The following is a 17,456-nucleotide window of genomic DNA, read 5'->3' on the forward strand; positions in this document are numbered from 1 at the left end:
ATTACCCCTTGGCTGCGACCCGGAAGCCATTTTCCAGATCGGCAATTAAATCTTCAGAATCTTCAATACCGGTCGAGATACGCAGCAGCGTCTCGGAAATCCCGGCGGCGGCACGTGCTTCGGGTGCCATACCTGCGTGCGTCATAGTTGCGGCGTGGGAGATCAAGCTTTCTACTCCCCCTAAGGATTCCGCCAGCGTAAACAATGACAACCCGCTCAGGAAGCGACGCAGCGTTTGCTCGTCACCGTCCAGTTCAAAACTTAACATCGCGCCAAATCCTTTCTGTTGGCGCGCGGCAATCTCGTGCCCCTGGTTTTCCGGCAGCGACGGGTGATAAAGCTTTTTCACCAGCGGCTGGTTTTTCAGGAAATCCACGATCGCCTGGGCATTACGCTGCGCCACGTCCATACGCGGTGATAGCGTGCGAATACCGCGCAGCAGCAAATAGCTGTCGAACGCGCCCGCGGTGACGCCAATGTTATTGGCCCACCATGCCAGTTCGGTGACAACGTCGGGATCTCTGGCAATCACCACGCCCGCCACCACGTCAGAATGGCCGTTCAGATATTTCGTGCATGAATGCAACACCAGATCGGCACCCAGTGCCAGTGGGTTCTGAAGGGCCGGACTGAGGAACGTATTATCCACTACACTTATCGCTCCCGCATCCCTTGCGAGCTGACAAATTTTCGCAATATCGACTACGCGCAACAATGGATTGCTTGGACTTTCCACCAGAACCAGCTTCGGCTGCTCGGCAAGCGCCTGTTTCAGCGCCTGTTCGTCGTTTTGATCGACAAACAGCACACGGTAGCAGCCACGTTTCGCCAGGCTATCAAACAGACGATAGCTGCCGCCGTAACAGTCGTGTGGCGCCACCAGCAGATCGCCAGGTTTCAGGAACACTGTGGTTACCAGGTGAATGGCAGACATGCCGGTATTGGTTAATACCGCCCCTGCGCCGCCTTCCAGTTCCGCCAGCGCGCGCTGGGTGACGTCGCGCGTAGGATTGCCGCGACGCGAGTAGTCATGCGCGCGAGGTTCATTAAATCCGGTGAAATTATAGGTACTGGAGAGATGAATTGGCGGGACAACGCAGCCGTACTGCTCGTCATCATTCAATCCGCTACGCACTGCGATGGTGGCCTGTTTACGCGTCATGGTGAGGCTTCCTGGCGAATGAGGTGAAAAGTCAGGCACCAGAGTAAACATTGAAAGTATGGACGTCAATACATCTGGACATCTAAACTTCTTTGCGTATAGATTGAGCAATGCGCAAATAGCCGTTAAAATTATATGCTTTAGGACACGCTACAGCGGCAATATCCGTGCCTCGGTATCGTCTCTACGGTAAACTACGCAAGATTACGGTTCAAAACTGATGGTTACGGGTTTTGCACCTTTAGATTAATGACTGAGAGGATTAAAGGTATCTCATGGCTGAATGGAGCGGCGAATATATCAGCCCATACGCTGAGCACGGTAAGAAGAGTGAGCAAGTCAAGAAAATCACGGTGTCCATTCCTCTGAAGGTGTTGAAGATCCTCACCGATGAACGTACGCGTCGTCAGGTGAACAACCTGCGTCACGCCACTAACAGCGAACTGCTGTGCGAAGCGTTCCTGCATGCGTTTACCGGCCAACCGTTGCCGAACGATGACGATCTGCGTAAAGAACGCAGTGACGAAATCCCGGAAGAGGCGAAGGTGATCATGCGTGAACTGGGTATCGACCCGGAGACCTGGGAATACTAACAGCGATGCGGTCCCGCTGAGGGTGCTCAGCGGGATGGTTTCTCAGAAGTTGTAACCTAAGCCGACACGCAGACGCGTTTGTCGGTCGTCAGTGGTAGCAGTGTTATAGCCGGAAGAGACATTACCCACCTCCACGAATGGCACCCACGAATCGATGTTATACGCCACGCGGAAGTTATATTCGTAATCCTCTTTTTTGTTGTTATACAGATCTTCGTTGTCGGCGAATTTATAAATTCCGTTCAGCTCAAACATCCAGTTATCAATATTATATCCCAGCCACATTTCCGGGCGATATACCAGTCTGTCATCTTTACCGTCTGCATTACGGCGGGTATATTCGGTACGATAACGGAACGCCGTCCACCAGCTTTCATTAATATTATACTGTACGCGTAAATAGGGTTTATAAATAGCCATGTCGTCACCCATTTCAACCGCGACACCCGGCTGCCAGATAAATCCCTGCCAGGTAAACTGGTAGCTGGCAGTATATTCGTTGCTGTTACTCTCCATATTATTGAGCGCATCATTAGATTGCTTTTCGTCTGAGCGTGAGACGGCCTCTACGGCCACACCAAAGCCCGTCCCGAAACGGTGTGACATGTACACACGGTCATAGTTACGTCCATCGTCGTAATACTCGTGTCGGTAATCAACATATCCCGCCTGCGCCGCGCACGATAGTAATGGAAGCACGAATAAAAGTTGCTTCAGTTTCATCCTTTTTCCCTCAAAGTAAATACACCCTGAAAGCCATCGCTGTTGAAATGGCAAATAAGAATTTATGTCGAGCGCAGTGTAATTTTACACCCAGAGGGAAACCTTTTATTTATTGCCATATCCGGCAATAAAATGGCAAACAGGCCAAGAATACAGAGATAAAGCTCACTATCCGTATAAATAGGAATATATTAAGACACGGTGATTATTTTTCGGAAAAATTAAAATATATATTTGAAGAGAAAATATAAATACAGAATTAATTCAGGAGAGATATTACAGGCACAAAAAAACCGCCCGGAGGCGGTTTCTTCTGGATGCTTATTTAGCGCCCGGGATGCTGAAACGCTTGTTGAAGCGGTCAACACGGCCACCGGTTGCAACATCACGCTGCTTACCAGTGTAGAACGGGTGGCATTTGCCGCACACGTCCAGGTTCAGATCGTGACCCACGGTAGAGCGGATCTGGATAGAGTTACCGCAAGAGCAGTTTGCAGTAATCATTTCGTATTTCGGGTGAATATCTTTTTTCATGGGAGAACCTCAGTTAAGGCCGCGTCGCTCTTCCAGCCCTAACGCCAGACACCACGCGATGTTGAATGTAAGTTCTTTGGCGTAAAATACACCAAAGGCGGCGAATCATACAGAATTTGACCAACGTATGCAAACTGATCCGCACGCCGCTTTCACTAATGTGTATACTAACGCGCCACTTTTCAAGTCAGGAAGATTCGATGCCCGTCGCTCACGTTGCCCTGCCCGTTCCGCTTCCCCGCACCTTTGACTACCTGCTGCCCGACAGCATGAGCGCCAAAGCGGGCTGTCGCGTGACCGTGCCGTTTGGCAAACAGCAGCGCGTGGGGATCGTGGTGTCCGTCAGCGACAAAAGCGAACTGCCGCTTAACGAGCTGAAATCGGTTGTTGAGGTGCTGGACAGCGAGCCGGTTTACTCCACCAGCACCTGGCGACTGCTGCTGTGGGCGGCAGATTATTATCATCATCCGATTGGCGACGTCCTGTTCCATGCCCTGCCCATTATGCTGCGCCAGGGTAAGAGCGCCAGCCACGCGCCAATGTGGTACTGGTTTGCCACCGAGCAGGGCCAGGCGGTGGACATTAACAGCCTGAAGCGCTCGCAAAAACAGCAGCAGGCGTTGGCCGCGCTGCGCCAGGGAAAAATCTGGCGCCATCAGGTCGACGAGCTTGAGGTAAGCGAAACCGCGTTGCAGGCATTAAGGAAGAAAGGGCTGAGCGAGCTGGCCAGTGAAGCACCTGCCCTTCACGACTGGCGCGACGGCTTTTCCGTCTCGGGCGATCGTCTGCGTCTGAATACCGAGCAGGCCACCGCCGTAGGCGCGATTCACAGCGCTGCCGATCGTTTTTCCGCCTGGCTGCTGGCGGGCGTCACCGGCTCCGGTAAAACCGAAGTGTATCTGAGCGTGCTGGAAAACGTGCTCGCGCAGGGCAAACAGGCGCTGGTGATGGTGCCGGAAATCGGCCTGACGCCGCAAACCATCGCGCGTTTCCGTGAACGTTTTAATGCGCCCGTTGAGGTTCTGCACTCCGGCCTGAACGACAGCGAGCGCCTCAGCGCCTGGCTGAAAGCGAAAAACGGCGAAGCGGCGATTGTGATCGGCACCCGTTCATCGCTGTTTACGCCGTTTAAAAATCTCGGCGTTATCGTGATCGATGAAGAGCATGACAGCTCCTATAAACAGCAGGAAGGCTGGCGCTATCACGCCCGCGACTTAGCCGTGTACCGCGCCCACAGCGAGCAAATCCCCATTATTCTCGGGTCTGCCACCCCCGCGCTTGAAACGCTGCACAACGTTCGCCAGCGTAAATACCACATGCTGCGCCTGACGCGCCGCGCGGGAAATGCCCGCCCGGCCATTCAGCATGTGCTGGATCTGAAAGGTCAGCAGGTGCAGGCCGGGTTAGCGCCTGCGCTGATTAGCCGCATGCGTCAGCATTTGCAGGCGGGCAACCAGGTGATCCTGTTCCTGAACCGCCGCGGCTTTGCGCCTGCGCTGCTGTGCCACGACTGCGGCTGGATCGCGGAGTGCCCGCGCTGCGATCACTACTACACCTTCCACCAGGCTCAGCGCCATTTGCGCTGCCACCACTGCGACAGCCAGCGTCCGGTCCCCCGTCAGTGCCCGTCCTGCGGCTCAACGCACATCGTGCCGGTCGGTCTGGGAACGGAACAGCTTGAACAGGCGCTCGCGCCCTTCTTCCCGGATGTGCCCATCTCCCGTATCGACAGGGATACCACCAGCCGTAAAGGGGCGCTGGAGCAGCAACTGGCGGAAGTACATCGTGGCGGCGCGCGTATCCTGATTGGTACTCAGATGCTGGCGAAAGGGCACCACTTCCCGGACGTGACGCTGGTCGCCCTGCTGGACGTCGACGGCGCGCTGTTCTCCGCGGATTTTCGCTCCGCCGAGCGTTTCGCCCAGCTTTATACCCAGGTTGCCGGTCGCGCTGGTCGAGCGGGTAAGCAGGGCGAGGTGGTGCTGCAAACGCACCACCCTGAACATCCGCTGCTGCAAACCCTGCTGCACAAAGGCTATGACGCCTTCGCGGACCAGGCGCTGGCCGAACGTCAGACGATGCAGCTTCCCCCGTGGACCAGCCACGTTATCATCCGTGCGGAAGACCATAATAACCAGCAGGCGCCGCTGTTCCTGCAACAGCTGAGAAACCTCCTGCAAGCCAGCCCGCTGGTGGATAATCAGCTGTGGATTTTAGGCCCGGTACCCGCGCTCGCCCCGAAACGCGGCGGCCGTTTCCGCTGGCAACTCTTACTTCAGCACCCCTCGCGTATCCGTTTACAGCAGATCGTCAGCGGCACGCTGGCGCTGATCAATACCCTGCCGGAAGCGCGAAAAGTGAAGTGGGTTCTGGACGTCGATCCGATTGAAGGCTGAAGACGGATCGAAAAATTTAATGCGCCTCACACTTTTTATGAAAATTCTGTAACCGATTCCATTAACTATCTGTAAAAATGGTGCGGTCCGCAGTTCGGTGTTCAGGCGAGGAGAAGACGTTGAAGTCCAGGAAAGAGGTTGCCTCGGCGACCATGAAAGACGTTGCCGAGAAAGCACAAGTCTCAACAGCAACCGTGTCCCGCGCATTGATGAACCCTGACAAAGTCTCCCAGGCGACCCGAAACCGGGTTGAAAAGGCGGCGCTTGAGGTCGGTTATTTTCCGCAAGCCATGGGGCGTAACGTAAAACGCAACGAATCCCGCACCATCCTGGTGATCGTGCCCGACATCTGCGATCCCTTCTTCAGCGAAATCATCCGCGGCATTGAAGTCACGGCCGCCGCCCAGGGCTATCTGGTGCTGATTGGCGATTGTGCCCACCAGAACCAGCAGGAAAAAACGTTCATCGACCTGATCATCACCAAGCAGATTGATGGCATGCTGCTGCTTGGCTCACGCCTGCCGTTTGATGCCAGCATTGAAGAACAGCGCAATTTACCGCCGATGGTCATGGCGAACGAATTCGCGCCGGAGCTGGAGCTGCCAACCGTTCATATCGATAACCTCACCGCCGCGTTCAACGCCGTGAACTATCTTCAGGAACTGGGGCATAAGCGCATCGGTTGTATCGCCGGACCAGAAGAGATGCCGCTGTGTCATTACCGCTTGCAGGGCTACGTTCAGGCGCTGCGCCGTACCGGGGCTATCGTCGATCCGCACTACATTGCGCGCGGTGATTTCACCTTTGAAGCGGGCGGGCAGGCGCTGGAAAAATTGCTGGCCTTGCCAGAACCGCCTACCGCGGTCTTCTGCCACAGCGACGTGATGGCGCTAGGGGCGTTATCCTACGCCAAACGTCACGGCCTGCGTGTGCCGCAGGACCTGTCGATAATCGGTTTTGATAATATTTCGCTTTCGGAGTTTTGCGATCCGCCGCTTTCGACCGTTGCACAGCCGCGGTATGACATTGGCCGGGAAGCGATGCTGCTTTTGCTGGATCAGCTGCACGGTCAAACAGTTAGCAGTGGGTCACGGCTACTGGATTGTGAGCTAATTGTGCGCGGCTCTACCCAGGCATTAACTTAAAGTAAATACCTTTCGACACCCTTATCTGGTCAAAGCCCCGTCGCTTAAGTAACATGGCGGGCTGACGAACGAATAAATACAGCGAAACGATAGTGGCACAACGAGATTATGTACGTCGCGGCCAGCCGGCACCTTCGCGACGCAAAAAGAGTAGTTCAAAAAGCAAGCAACGTAGCCTGTCTGCTGTCTCCCCAGCCATGGTCGCCATTGCTGCGGCCGTGCTGGTGGCCTTTATTGGCGGCCTCTACTTCATTACGCATCATAAAAAAGAAGAGTCTGAAGCCCTTCAGGGTAACAAGGTCGTCGGCAACGGCCTTCCTCCTAAGCCTGAAGAGCGCTGGCGCTACATTAAAGAGCTGGAAAGCCGCCAGCCTGGCGTACGTGCGCCTACCGAGCCTTCTGCCGGGGGTGAAGTGAAGAATGCCGATCAGCTGACGGACGAACAGCGTCAATTGCTCGCTCAGATGCAGGCGGACATGCGCCAGCAGCCTACGCAGTTGAACGAAGTGCCGTGGAACGAACAAACCCCGGCGCAGCGTCAGCAAACATTGCAGCGCCAGCGTCAGGCTCAGCAGCAAACGCAACAGCAGCAGTGGACGCAGACGCAGCCGGTACAGCAGCCGCGTTCACAACCGCAGCAGCAGACGCGTACCGTACAAACTCAGCCTGTCCAGCAGCAACCGAAGGCGCAGCCGCAGAAGCAAACGGCACAGCCGTATCAGGATCTGTTGCAGACGCCTGCGCATACCACTGCGCAACAGCCAAAAACGCAGCAGGCTGCGCCGGTCACCAAAGAGACCGAGGTGCCGAAGCAGACGGCTGAGAAAAAAGATGAACGCCGCTGGATGGTTCAGTGCGGTTCGTTTAAAGGCGCCGAACAGGCAGAAACGGTGCGTGCTCAGCTGGCATTTGAAGGATTTGACTCACGCATTACCACCAATAACGGCTGGAATCGCGTAGTGATTGGACCGGTCAAAGGCAAAGAAAACGCAGACGGCACCATTTCCCGTTTGAAAGTGGCTGGCCACACAAACTGCATTCGACTCGCCTCCGGGGGTTGAAACCCCCAAAATCCCCCCCATCTATCATTTAATTCAGCCCTGAGCACAGGCTCAGGGCTTCTGTTTCCCGAATCTGTAACCAGGGGGTCTGCTCGTGACAACAATAGTAAGTGTACGCCGTAACGGCCAGGTGGTAATTGCCGGTGATGGCCAGGCCACGCTGGGTAATACCGTCATGAAAGGCAACGTGAAGAAAGTACGTCGTCTTTATAACGACAAAGTGATCGCCGGTTTCGCAGGCGGCACGGCTGATGCCTTCACGCTGTTTGAACTGTTTGAACGCAAACTGGAAATGCATCAGGGTCATCTGGTGAAAGCCGCCGTTGAGCTGGCAAAAGACTGGCGTACCGACCGCATGCTACGCAAGCTCGAAGCGCTGCTGGCCGTGGCTGACGAAAACGCCTCGCTGATCATCACCGGTAACGGCGACGTAGTTCAGCCTGAAAACGACCTGATTGCCATCGGCTCTGGCGGCCCGTACGCCCAGGCCGCAGCCCGTGCGCTGTTGGAAAATACCGACATGAACGCGCGCGATATCGCGGTGAAAGCGTTGGATATTGCAGGTGATATCTGCATCTATACCAACCACAATCACACCATCGAAGAATTACCGTCTAAAGCGTAAGGATCGCCCATGTCTGAAATGACCCCACGCGAAATTGTCAGCGAACTGAACAAACACATTATCGGCCAGGACAATGCCAAGCGCTCCGTGGCTATCGCACTGCGTAACCGCTGGCGTCGCATGCAGCTCGACGAAGAGCTTCGCCACGAAGTGACGCCAAAAAATATTCTGATGATCGGCCCGACCGGTGTGGGTAAAACCGAAATCGCCCGTCGTCTGGCCAAACTGGCTAACGCGCCGTTCATCAAAGTTGAAGCCACTAAGTTCACCGAAGTGGGCTATGTGGGTAAAGAAGTGGACTCCATCATCCGCGATCTGACCGATTCGGCGATTAAGATGGTGCGCGTCCAGGCGATTGAGAAAAACCGCTATCGCGCCGAAGAGATGGCCGAAGAGCGTATTCTCGACGTGCTGATCCCACCGGCAAAAAACAACTGGGGACAGGCTGAACAGCAGTCTGAACCTTCTGCTGCGCGTCAGGCATTCCGCAAAAAACTGCGCGAAGGCGAGCTGGACGATAAAGAGATTGAGATCGATCTCGCTGCCGCGCCAATGGGTGTGGAAATTATGGCGCCTCCGGGCATGGAAGAGATGACCAGCCAGTTGCAGTCCATGTTCCAGAACCTGGGCGGGCAGAAGCAGAAAGCGCGTAAGCTGAAAATCAAAGACGCGATGAAGCTGCTGATTGAAGAAGAAGCCGCGAAGCTGGTTAACCCGGAGGAGCTGAAACAGGACGCTATCGACGCGGTTGAGCAGCACGGTATCGTGTTTATCGACGAAATCGACAAAATCTGTAAGCGCGGCAACGCGTCCGGCCCGGATGTCTCCCGCGAAGGCGTTCAGCGCGACCTGCTGCCGCTGGTGGAAGGATGCACCGTCTCCACCAAGCACGGCATGGTTAAAACTGACCACATTCTGTTTATCGCCTCCGGTGCGTTCCAGATTGCCAGCCCGTCTGACCTGATCCCGGAACTCCAGGGTCGTCTGCCAATCCGCGTTGAGTTGCAGGCGCTGACCACCGAAGATTTCGAACGTATCCTGACTGAGCCAAACGCTTCTGTGACCGTACAGTACAAAGCGCTGATGGCGACCGAAGGCGTGAACATTGAATTTACCGATGACGGTATCAAGCGCATCGCCCAGGCCGCGTGGCAGGTCAACGAAACCACCGAGAACATCGGTGCGCGTCGTCTGCACACCGTGCTGGAACGCCTGATGGAAGACATCTCTTATGATGCGAGCGACCTTAACGGTCAAAGCATTACCATTGACGCAGACTATGTGGGCAAACACCTGGATGCGTTAGTGGCAGATGAAGATCTGAGCCGTTTTATTCTATAATCGCGTTCAATGCATTTTCATCACTGTTGATGGGGGCTATTGCCCCCATTTTTTATTGGCTAAATAACTATGACTGATATCAGCCGTACGCAGGCGTGGCTCGAAAGTCTGCGCCCTAAAACGCTTCCTCTGGCTTTTGCCGCTATTATTGTCGGCACCGCGCTTGCCTGGTGGCAGGGTCATTTCGATCCGCTGGTAGCAGGTCTGGCGCTCATTACCGCCGGGCTGCTGCAAATCCTCTCTAACCTCGCGAATGATTATGGCGATGCGGTAAAAGGCAGCGACAAGCCTGACCGTATCGGGCCGCTGCGCGGGATGCAAAAAGGGGTGATCACCCAGGCACAGATGAAGCGGGCGTTGATTATCACCGTGGTGTTAATTTGCCTGTCCGGGCTGGCGCTGGTGACGGTCGCCTCGAAAACCACCAGCGACTTCATTGGCTTCCTGGTGCTGGGCCTGCTCGCCATTATCGCGGCCATTACCTATACCGTCGGCACGCGCCCTTACGGATATATTGGCCTGGGCGATATCTCCGTGCTGGTTTTCTTCGGCTGGCTAAGCGTGATGGGAAGCTGGTACTTGCAGGCGCATACGGTGATCCCTGCCCTGTTCCTGCCCGCGACCGCCTGTGGCCTGCTGGCGACAGCGGTGCTAAATATCAATAACCTGCGCGACATCGACAGCGACTGCGAGAACGGTAAAAACACCCTTGCGGTGCGTCTGGGGCCGGTGAATGCACGCCGCTATCACGCCTGCCTGCTCATCGGCGCGCTGGTCTGCCTGGCGCTGTTCAACCTGATTTCTCTGCACAGCCTGTGGGGCTGGCTGTTTGTGCTCGCCGCACCGCTGCTGATTAAGCAGGCCCGCTATGTCATGCGTGAACTCAGCCCGGCCGCCATGCCGCCGATGCTGGAACGTACGGTAAAAGGCGCGTTACTGACTAACCTGCTGTTCGTCATCGGGATTGTCTTAAGCCAGACGCTGAGTTAGCTGACAAATATCAATTAACAATTGATGATTTTGCCAACAACGCATTTCGCACGATATACTGAACACATTCGCAGCAACAGAGCGTTAAACCTATGAAATACGATACCTCCGAGCTTTGTGACATCTACCAGGAAGATGTCAACGTCGTTGAACCCCTGTTCTCCAACTTTGGTGGACGGTCGTCGTTTGGCGGACAAATCATCACGGTGAAATGTTTCGAGGACAACGGGTTGCTGTACGATCTGCTCGAAGAGAACGGTCGTGGCCGCGTTCTGCTGGTGGATGGTGGCGGTTCAGTGCGCCGTGCACTGATCGATGCGGACCTCGCCCGCCTTGCGGTGCAAAACGAGTGGGAAGGGATTGTGGTCTACGGCTCCGTGCGCCAGGTGGACGATCTGGAAGATCTGGATATCGGTATTCAGGCCATTGCCGCCATTCCGGTTGGCGCAGCGGGTGAAGGCATCGGCGAAAGCGACGTGCGCGTTAACTTCGGCGGCGTGACCTTCTTCTCTGGTGACCACCTTTATGCTGACAATACCGGCATTATCCTTTCTGAGGATGCGCTGGATATTGAGTAGTTAATCGGTAAGCGAGATGCATAAAAAAGCCGGGTGGCGGCTTCGCCTTACCCGGCCTGTTCAATTCATTCCCAAGGAAATCAGACTTCTTCCATACGTCCCAGCAGCGCCTGCAAGCGTTCCTGCCAGCCGTTCTGCTGTTCGCGCAGCTGGTTGTTTTCGCGCTCCAGTTCTTCGCGGCTGTGCTGAGCGTTCTGAACTTCCTGAGACAGGGAGTTGTTCTTCTCTTTCAGTTCTTCAATTTCCATTTGCAGCAGCGTGATGGTGTCAATCGCCTGCTGTACTTTCGATTCCAGTTTCTCAAACACTTCTAAAGACATGATCCTACCTCTCCTGAATTGCAAGGCGACGCTTTAACGTAAACGCGCACAACATATGTTCCGATTGTATGGAGCGCCGTCGCCCCTGTCCAGCGGCATGCCACGCAGATCGCGGTTTGCAACACTTTTCGGCCTCGTCCTGGTGCGTTCGCCGCATATACCCCTAAGTTGTTAACCCATAAGTTAAAGAAATGATTCAACCCACAATCATTACCTGATGCAAAAACGCGCCTTATGGCGCGAAAACGCTCATTTTATTGACACAGACCACACATTTCGATTTCGATATTTCTCGTTTGTGCTCGTTAACGATAAATTAACACTATGTCTACAGGGCATCGTGACTGTCACGGGCGGTCACGCAAACAATAAACATTACTCTTTTGCAGGATTCCGATTATGAGTCAGACATCAACCTTAAAAGGCCAGTGCATTGCCGAGTTCCTGGGTACCGGGTTGTTGATATTCTTCGGAGTAGGCTGTGTCGCTGCACTGAAAGTGGCGGGTGCCAGTTTTGGTCAGTGGGAAATCAGTATTATCTGGGGTCTGGGCGTGGCGATGGCCATCTACCTGACCGCAGGGGTTTCCGGCGCACATCTTAACCCGGCGGTGACCATCGCGTTGTGGCTATTCGCGTGCTTTGACGGACGCAAAGTTGTTCCTTTCATCATTTCGCAATTTGCCGGCGCCTTTTGCGCAGCGGCGTTAGTTTACGGGCTTTATTACAATCTTTTCATCGACTTCGAACAGACGCATCATATGGTGCGTGGCAGTGTCGAAAGTCTGGATCTGGCAGGCATTTTCTCAACGTATCCGAATCCGCATATCAATTTTGTGCAGGCGTTCGCAGTTGAAATGGTGATTACCGCTATTCTGATGGGCGTCATTATGGCGCTGGGCGACGACGGAAACGGCATTCCGCGCGGCCCGCTGGCACCACTTCTGATTGGCCTTCTGATTGCGGTGATTGGCGCATCCATGGGTCCGCTGACCGGTTTTGCGATGAATCCGGCGCGTGACCTGGGTCCAAAAACCTTCGCCTTCTTTGCGGGATGGGGCGATGTCGCCTTCACGGGCGGCAAAGACATTCCTTACTTCCTGGTTCCGCTGTTCGGGCCAATTGTAGGGGCGGCGCTGGGCGCATTCGGCTATCGCAAATTAATTGGTCGCCACTTACCGTGCGACACCTGTGTGGAAGAGGAAAAAGAGACAACTTCCACCACACAACAAAAAGCTTCGCTGTAATCTGACTACGGGACACATACCATGACCGAAAAAAAATATATCGTTGCGCTCGACCAGGGCACTACCAGCTCCCGCGCTGTCGTAATGGATCATGACGCGAACATTGTCAGCGTGTCTCAACGCGAATTTGAGCAAATTTATCCGCGTCCAGGCTGGGTTGAACACGACCCGATGGAGATCTGGGCGTCACAAAGCGCCACGCTGGTGGAAGTGCTGGCGAAAGCCGACATCAGTTCTGACCAGATTGCCGCTATCGGTATCACCAACCAGCGTGAAACGACTGTGGTCTGGGAGCGCGAAACCGGTAAGCCCATCTACAACGCCATCGTCTGGCAGTGCCGCCGTACGTCAGAGATCTGCGAACAGCTGAAGCGCGACGGGATGGAAGAGTACGTGCGCAGCGCCACCGGCCTGGTGGTTGACCCCTATTTCTCCGGCACCAAAGTGAAGTGGATCCTCGACCACGTGGAAGGTTCACGCGAGCGCGCACGTCGTGGCGAGCTGCTCTTCGGTACCGTCGATACCTGGCTTATCTGGAAGATGACTCAGGGACGCGTTCACGTCACCGACTACACCAACGCCTCGCGCACCATGCTGTTCAACATCAACACTCTGGAGTGGGATGACAAGATGCTGGACGCGCTGGACATTCCGCGAGCGATGCTGCCAGACGTGCGTAAATCTTCAGAAGTGTACGGCCAGACCAACATTGGCGGTAAAGGCGGCACGCGTATTCCTATCGCCGGTATCGCCGGTGACCAGCAGGCAGCCCTGTTCGGCCAGCTGTGCGTAAAAGAAGGGATGGCGAAGAACACCTACGGCACCGGCTGCTTTATGCTGATGAACACGGGCGAGAAAGCGGTGAAATCAGAAAACGGTCTGCTGACCACCATCGCCTGCGGCCCGCGCGGCGAAGTGAACTATGCCCTGGAAGGCGCGGTATTCATGGCGGGTGCCTCCATTCAGTGGCTGCGCGACGAGATGAAGCTGATTAGCGACGCGTTTGACTCCGAATACTTCGCGACCAAAGTGAAAGACACCAACGGCGTGTACGTGGTGCCAGCGTTCACCGGTCTGGGCGCACCGTACTGGGATCCGTACGCCCGCGGCGCGATTTTCGGCCTGACGCGCGGCGTGAACTCAAACCACATCATTCGCGCGACGCTGGAATCCATCGCCTACCAGACGCGCGACGTGCTGGAAGCGATGCAGGCTGACTCTGGCATTCGTCTGCACGCCCTGCGCGTGGACGGCGGTGCAGTAGCCAACAACTTTCTGATGCAGTTCCAGTCCGACATTCTGGGCACTCGCGTTGAACGTCCTGAGGTGCGAGAAGTGACGGCGCTGGGCGCGGCGTATCTGGCAGGTCTGGCGGTTGGCTTCTGGCAAAACCTCGACGAGCTTCAGGAAAAAGCGGTTATCGAACGCGAATTCCGTCCTGGCATCGAAACCACCGAGCGCAACTACCGCTACAGCGGCTGGAAGAAAGCGGTGAAACGTGCCCTGGCGTGGGAAGAGCACGACGAGTAAGCCTATATTCCCTCTCCCCTGGGGAGAGGGTTAGGGTGAGGGGCTCCAACCGCACCGGTCCCCTCGCCCCTCCCCACTCTGTGATAAACTTCGTGCAATTCCTTTTGATTGTACGAGTACCTCATGAAACGTGAACTTGCTATCGAGTTTTCCCGCGTCACCGAAGCTGCCGCCCTCGCAGGCTACAAGTGGCTGGGCCGTGGCGACAAAAATACCGCAGACGGCGCAGCCGTCCACGCCATGCGCATTGTGCTTAATCAGGTTAACATCGACGGCACTATCGTCATCGGTGAAGGCGAGATCGACGAAGCGCCGATGCTCTACATCGGTGAAAAGGTCGGGACCGGCAAAGGCGATGCGGTGGATATCGCGGTCGACCCGATCGAAGGCACGCGCATGACGGCGATGGGCCAGGCCAACGCGCTGGCGGTACTGGCGGTGGGCGATAAGGGCTGCTTCCTCAACGCGCCCGATATGTACATGGAAAAGCTGATCGTCGGTCCTGGCGCTAAAGGCGCTATCGACCTTAGTCTGCCGCTGGACGCCAACCTGCGCAATATCGCTGCGGCGCTGGGTAAAGCGCTCAGCGAACTCACCGTGACCATTCTGGCAAAACCGCGCCACGACGCCACCATCGCGTACCTGCAAACGCTTGGCGTGCGCGTATTTGCTATTCCGGATGGCGACGTTGCCGCCTCTATTCTGACCTGCATGCCTGACAGCGAAGTCGACGTGCTTTACGGCATCGGCGGCGCGCCGGAGGGTGTGGTCTCTGCGGCAGTGATCCGCGCGCTGGACGGCGATATGCAGGCGCGTCTGCTGCCACGCCATGAGGTGAAAGGCGACAGCGACGAGAACCTTCGCATTGGTGCAGACGAACTGGCGCGCTGCGCGGCGATGGGCATCGAGGCCAATAAAGTGCTCGCGCTAAACGAGATGGCCCGCAGCGATAACGTGGTCTTCTCCGCAACCGGCATCACCAAAGGCGATCTGCTGGACGGCATCACCCGCAAGGGCAACATGGCCACCACTGAAACCCTGCTGATCCGCGGTAAATCCCGCACTATTCGCCGCATTAAGTCCATTCATTATCTCGATCGTAAAGATCCGGACGTACAGACGCACATTCTGTAAAACCGTTTGATCGATAGAGCTTTCCGGCCCGAATGGGCTGGAAATGTTTCCCACAAGTACGGAAGATAGAAGAGAGAAACAGCACAGGAGAAGATCATGGCGGACTGGGTAACAGGTAAAGTCACAAAGGTACAGTTCTGGACCGATGCGCTATTTAGCCTCACGCTGCACGCTCCCGTTCATCCGTTTACTGCCGGGCAGTTTGCCAAACTCGGGCTGGATATCGACGGTGAACGCGTACAGCGCGCCTACTCTTACGTTAATGCGCCTGATAACCCGGACCTTGAGTTCTATCTGGTCACCGTCCCGGACGGTAAGCTCAGCCCGCGCCTCGCTGCGCTGAAGCCAGGCGATGAAGTGCAGATTGTCTCCGACGCGGCGGGGTTCTTCGTGCTGGATGAAATCCCCGACTGTGACACGCTCTGGATGCTGGCGACCGGCACGGCCATCGGCCCGTATCTTTCCATTCTGCAATACGGCAAAGATCTGGAGCGCTTTAAAAATATCGTGCTGGTTCACGCCGCGCGCTACGCCGCAGACCTGAGCTATTTGCCGCAGATGCAGGCGCTGGAACAGCGATATGGCGGAAAGTTAAAAATTCAGACGGTGGTCAGCCGCGAAACCGCAGCTGGCTCGTTAACCGGTCGCGTTCCGGCGTTGATTGAAAGCGGCGCGCTGGAAGAGGCGGTGGGTTTACCGATGAATACCGAAACCAGCCATGTGATGCTGTGCGGTAACCCGCAGATGGTACGCGATACGCAGCAGCTGCTGAAAGATACCCGACAGATGACGAAGCACCTTCGCCGCCGGCCGGGCCACATGACCGCTGAACACTACTGGTGATCAGCGGTACTTCACCTCAAGGGTATCTTTTCCATATTTGTTCTCGCTCTGGGTGCCGATAAACGCGCCCAGTTCGACAACCATCATTACAAAGATAACCGTCGGCAGCAGTCTGCCCACCACCCATGGGAGGATTGAGGGCAGCAATGACCAGTTCCCCGCCACCAGCATCCACGCCAGAATAATCAGGAAAGCCCATGCGCCGGAGCGGCCACGATCGTGCAGACGTTTCACCACCACGGCGGCGGTTGGCCACAGTAAACAGACCAGCGCAAATGCCGCGGTTTGCGTGCTCAGCCATGCGTTGTAGGCAACAAAAAACAGAAGCAGCATGGCGACAACCCACGTTGCAATCCAGATCCAGAAGTCACGGCGCCCAATACGCCCTTTGAATGAAAACAGCCACTGCTGTATGGTCATGTAAGGTTCCTTATTATTGTTTAGCCCGCATTTTACCCTGGAGTTGTGACCTTTTGACAAGCCGACCAGATATCGTTTTAATCATGGGCAATGACGGCCAGGGGCAATGTTGATGAAAAGTTCGGCACACTCTCTTTATTTGTGTTTAGCGATGCTGAGCGCCAGTTTTTCCCTGTACGCCACGGAAACGGCTTCCCCGGTCACCGCCCCCTATCTTCTGGCGGGCGCTCCCTCTTTCGATCAATCTATCAGCCAGTTCCGCGAAGCCTTCAACAAAGAAAACCCCTCACTTCCGTTGGGAGAGTTCCGAGCGATTGACAGCGCCCGCGATACGCCGACCCTGACCCGCGCGGCCAGCAAAATTAACGAGAATCTGTATGCCTCTACCGCCCTTGAGCGCGGAACGTTAAAAATCAAAAGCATGCAGATCACCTGGCTGCCGATTCAGGGCCCAGAGCAGAAAGCGGCGAAAGCGAAAGCGCTGGAGTACATGAGCGCTATTCTGCGCGCCTTTACCCCCACCTTCACGAAAGCACAAAGCCAGCAAAAGCTGCAAAAACTACTTACCGCGGGGAAAAACAAACGCTATTACGCCGATACGGAAGGTGCCGTTCGCTATGTCGTCGCAGATAACGGCGAAAAGGGGCTGACCTTCGCGGTTGAACCGATTAAGCTGGCCCTATCAGACGCACTCGAGGGGGCGAATTAATGACAAAAAGCAAAGCCTTTCGAGGGAAAATCTCTATACTGATTCACAGACCATGCTGCCCTTAAGGGTGGCCATATTCCTTAATTCGCTTATTGAGCGTGGAGAAT

Annotated in this window: 18 protein-coding genes; 13 read left to right on the forward strand and 5 right to left on the reverse strand. The window is 55.4% G+C overall.

The window, feature by feature from the left end; translation table 11 throughout:
• Position 1: 1 nt before the first annotated feature.
• The gene (gene metB, locus L384_RS15945; RefSeq protein WP_023323886.1) at positions 2-1,162 is read right to left on the reverse strand and encodes a cystathionine gamma-synthase; all 1,161 of its coding nucleotides are present in this window, start codon (positions 1,160-1,162) and stop codon (positions 2-4) included.
• Between the two features lie 275 nt (positions 1,163-1,437).
• Here metB and metJ point away from each other — a divergent pair, with 275 nt between their 5' ends.
• Positions 1,438-1,755 carry a met regulon transcriptional regulator MetJ gene (metJ, locus tag L384_RS15940; RefSeq protein WP_003862042.1) on the forward strand — a complete coding sequence of 106 codons (318 nt, stop codon included), beginning with the start codon at positions 1,438-1,440 and terminating at the stop codon, positions 1,753-1,755.
• A 42-nt stretch (positions 1,756-1,797) separates the two neighbouring features.
• On the opposite strand, the gene L384_RS15935 is transcribed toward metJ, so the two are convergent.
• Positions 1,798-2,478 (reverse strand): oligogalacturonate-specific porin KdgM family protein, encoded by a 681-nt coding sequence (locus tag L384_RS15935; protein WP_022652056.1) that lies wholly within the window; start codon positions 2,476-2,478, stop codon positions 1,798-1,800.
• Positions 2,479-2,799: 321 nt separating this feature from the next.
• Positions 2,800-3,012 carry a 50S ribosomal protein L31 gene (rpmE, locus tag L384_RS15930; RefSeq protein WP_003862040.1) on the reverse strand — a complete coding sequence of 71 codons (213 nt, stop codon included), beginning with the start codon at positions 3,010-3,012 and terminating at the stop codon, positions 2,800-2,802.
• A 200-nt stretch (positions 3,013-3,212) separates the two neighbouring features.
• Between rpmE and priA the strand changes: the two genes are divergently transcribed.
• The 7 genes from priA to rraA all read left to right on the forward strand — a co-directional run bounded on the left by priA (position 3,213) and on the right by rraA (position 11,148).
• Positions 3,213-5,408 carry a primosomal protein N' gene (gene priA, locus L384_RS15925; protein WP_023323887.1) on the forward strand — a complete coding sequence of 732 codons (2,196 nt, stop codon included), beginning with the start codon at positions 3,213-3,215 and terminating at the stop codon, positions 5,406-5,408.
• Positions 5,409-5,527: 119 nt separating this feature from the next.
• Complete coding sequence (cytR, locus tag L384_RS15920; RefSeq protein ID WP_003862038.1) at positions 5,528-6,553, forward strand: DNA-binding transcriptional regulator CytR; 1,026 nt, start codon at positions 5,528-5,530, stop codon at positions 6,551-6,553.
• Positions 6,554-6,645: 92 nt separating this feature from the next.
• A complete protein-coding gene (gene ftsN / locus L384_RS15915; protein ID WP_003862037.1) occupies positions 6,646-7,614 on the forward strand; it encodes a cell division protein FtsN in 969 nt (322 codons plus the stop codon).
• Positions 7,615-7,708: 94 nt separating this feature from the next.
• Positions 7,709-8,239: an ATP-dependent protease subunit HslV gene (gene hslV / locus L384_RS15910; protein WP_003862036.1), complete on the forward strand. Its 531-nt coding sequence runs from the start codon at positions 7,709-7,711 to the stop codon at positions 8,237-8,239.
• 9 nt (positions 8,240-8,248) lie between these two features.
• On the forward strand, positions 8,249-9,580 hold the full coding sequence (hslU, locus tag L384_RS15905) for an HslU--HslV peptidase ATPase subunit (RefSeq protein WP_003862035.1): 1,332 nt from the start codon (positions 8,249-8,251) through the stop codon (positions 9,578-9,580).
• A gap of 63 nt (positions 9,581-9,643) precedes the next feature.
• Positions 9,644-10,570, forward strand: a complete 927-nt coding sequence (gene menA / locus L384_RS15900; RefSeq protein WP_114078568.1) for a 1,4-dihydroxy-2-naphthoate polyprenyltransferase — start codon at positions 9,644-9,646, stop codon at positions 10,568-10,570.
• Positions 10,571-10,662: 92 nt separating this feature from the next.
• Complete coding sequence (gene rraA / locus L384_RS15895; protein ID WP_003862032.1) at positions 10,663-11,148, forward strand: ribonuclease E activity regulator RraA; 486 nt, start codon at positions 10,663-10,665, stop codon at positions 11,146-11,148.
• An 80-nt stretch (positions 11,149-11,228) separates the two neighbouring features.
• Here rraA and zapB read toward each other — a convergent pair whose 3' ends face one another.
• Positions 11,229-11,468: a septal ring assembly protein ZapB gene (gene zapB / locus L384_RS15890; RefSeq protein ID WP_003862031.1), complete on the reverse strand. Its 240-nt coding sequence runs from the start codon at positions 11,466-11,468 to the stop codon at positions 11,229-11,231.
• A 399-nt stretch (positions 11,469-11,867) separates the two neighbouring features.
• Here zapB and L384_RS15885 point away from each other — a divergent pair, with 399 nt between their 5' ends.
• From L384_RS15885 to fpr, 4 genes are all read left to right on the forward strand, one after another.
• Positions 11,868-12,713 carry an MIP/aquaporin family protein gene (locus tag L384_RS15885; protein ID WP_003862030.1) on the forward strand — a complete coding sequence of 282 codons (846 nt, stop codon included), beginning with the start codon at positions 11,868-11,870 and terminating at the stop codon, positions 12,711-12,713.
• Positions 12,714-12,734: 21 nt separating this feature from the next.
• Complete coding sequence (glpK, locus tag L384_RS15880) at positions 12,735-14,243, forward strand: glycerol kinase GlpK (RefSeq protein WP_023323889.1); 1,509 nt, start codon at positions 12,735-12,737, stop codon at positions 14,241-14,243.
• A gap of 123 nt (positions 14,244-14,366) precedes the next feature.
• A complete protein-coding gene (glpX, locus tag L384_RS15875; RefSeq protein ID WP_023315041.1) occupies positions 14,367-15,377 on the forward strand; it encodes a class II fructose-bisphosphatase in 1,011 nt (336 codons plus the stop codon).
• A 96-nt stretch (positions 15,378-15,473) separates the two neighbouring features.
• Positions 15,474-16,220, forward strand: coding sequence for a ferredoxin--NADP(+) reductase (gene fpr / locus L384_RS15870; protein WP_003862024.1), 747 nt, complete (start codon positions 15,474-15,476; stop codon positions 16,218-16,220).
• On the opposite strand, the gene L384_RS15865 is transcribed toward fpr, so the two are convergent.
• A complete protein-coding gene (locus L384_RS15865) occupies positions 16,221-16,640 on the reverse strand; it encodes a DUF805 domain-containing protein (protein ID WP_003862022.1) in 420 nt (139 codons plus the stop codon). It lies immediately after the preceding gene.
• Between the two features lie 112 nt (positions 16,641-16,752).
• Here L384_RS15865 and L384_RS15860 point away from each other — a divergent pair, with 112 nt between their 5' ends.
• On the forward strand, positions 16,753-17,349 hold the full coding sequence (locus L384_RS15860) for a DUF1454 family protein (protein ID WP_003862020.1): 597 nt from the start codon (positions 16,753-16,755) through the stop codon (positions 17,347-17,349).
• The last annotated feature ends 107 nt before the right edge of the window (positions 17,350-17,456 follow it).

This window comes from Enterobacter sp. MGH 38 (genome assembly GCF_000492855.1).
In the GTDB taxonomy this organism is placed as follows: domain Bacteria; phylum Pseudomonadota; class Gammaproteobacteria; order Enterobacterales; family Enterobacteriaceae; genus Enterobacter; species Enterobacter hormaechei_C.

What these genes read in the sequence shown, in the direction of transcription:
- metB (WP_023323886.1), bottom strand. Translation starts at nt 1,162, where the DNA reads ATGACGCGTAAACAGGCCACCATCGCAGTGCGTAGCGGATTGAATGAT.
- metJ (WP_003862042.1), top strand. Translation starts at nt 1,438, where the DNA reads ATGGCTGAATGGAGCGGCGAATATATCAGCCCATACGCTGAGCACGGT.
- L384_RS15935 (WP_022652056.1), bottom strand. Translation starts at nt 2,478, where the DNA reads ATGAAACTGAAGCAACTTTTATTCGTGCTTCCATTACTATCGTGCGCG.
- rpmE (WP_003862040.1), bottom strand. Translation starts at nt 3,012, where the DNA reads ATGAAAAAAGATATTCACCCGAAATACGAAATGATTACTGCAAACTGC.
- priA (WP_023323887.1), top strand. Translation starts at nt 3,213, where the DNA reads ATGCCCGTCGCTCACGTTGCCCTGCCCGTTCCGCTTCCCCGCACCTTT.
- hslU (WP_003862035.1), top strand. Translation starts at nt 8,249, where the DNA reads ATGTCTGAAATGACCCCACGCGAAATTGTCAGCGAACTGAACAAACAC.
- rraA (WP_003862032.1), top strand. Translation starts at nt 10,663, where the DNA reads ATGAAATACGATACCTCCGAGCTTTGTGACATCTACCAGGAAGATGTC.
- zapB (WP_003862031.1), bottom strand. Translation starts at nt 11,468, where the DNA reads ATGTCTTTAGAAGTGTTTGAGAAACTGGAATCGAAAGTACAGCAGGCG.
- L384_RS15885 (WP_003862030.1), top strand. Translation starts at nt 11,868, where the DNA reads ATGAGTCAGACATCAACCTTAAAAGGCCAGTGCATTGCCGAGTTCCTG.
- glpK (WP_023323889.1), top strand. Translation starts at nt 12,735, where the DNA reads ATGACCGAAAAAAAATATATCGTTGCGCTCGACCAGGGCACTACCAGC.
- glpX (WP_023315041.1), top strand. Translation starts at nt 14,367, where the DNA reads ATGAAACGTGAACTTGCTATCGAGTTTTCCCGCGTCACCGAAGCTGCC.
- fpr (WP_003862024.1), top strand. Translation starts at nt 15,474, where the DNA reads ATGGCGGACTGGGTAACAGGTAAAGTCACAAAGGTACAGTTCTGGACC.
- L384_RS15865 (WP_003862022.1), bottom strand. Translation starts at nt 16,640, where the DNA reads ATGACCATACAGCAGTGGCTGTTTTCATTCAAAGGGCGTATTGGGCGC.
- L384_RS15860 (WP_003862020.1), top strand. Translation starts at nt 16,753, where the DNA reads ATGAAAAGTTCGGCACACTCTCTTTATTTGTGTTTAGCGATGCTGAGC.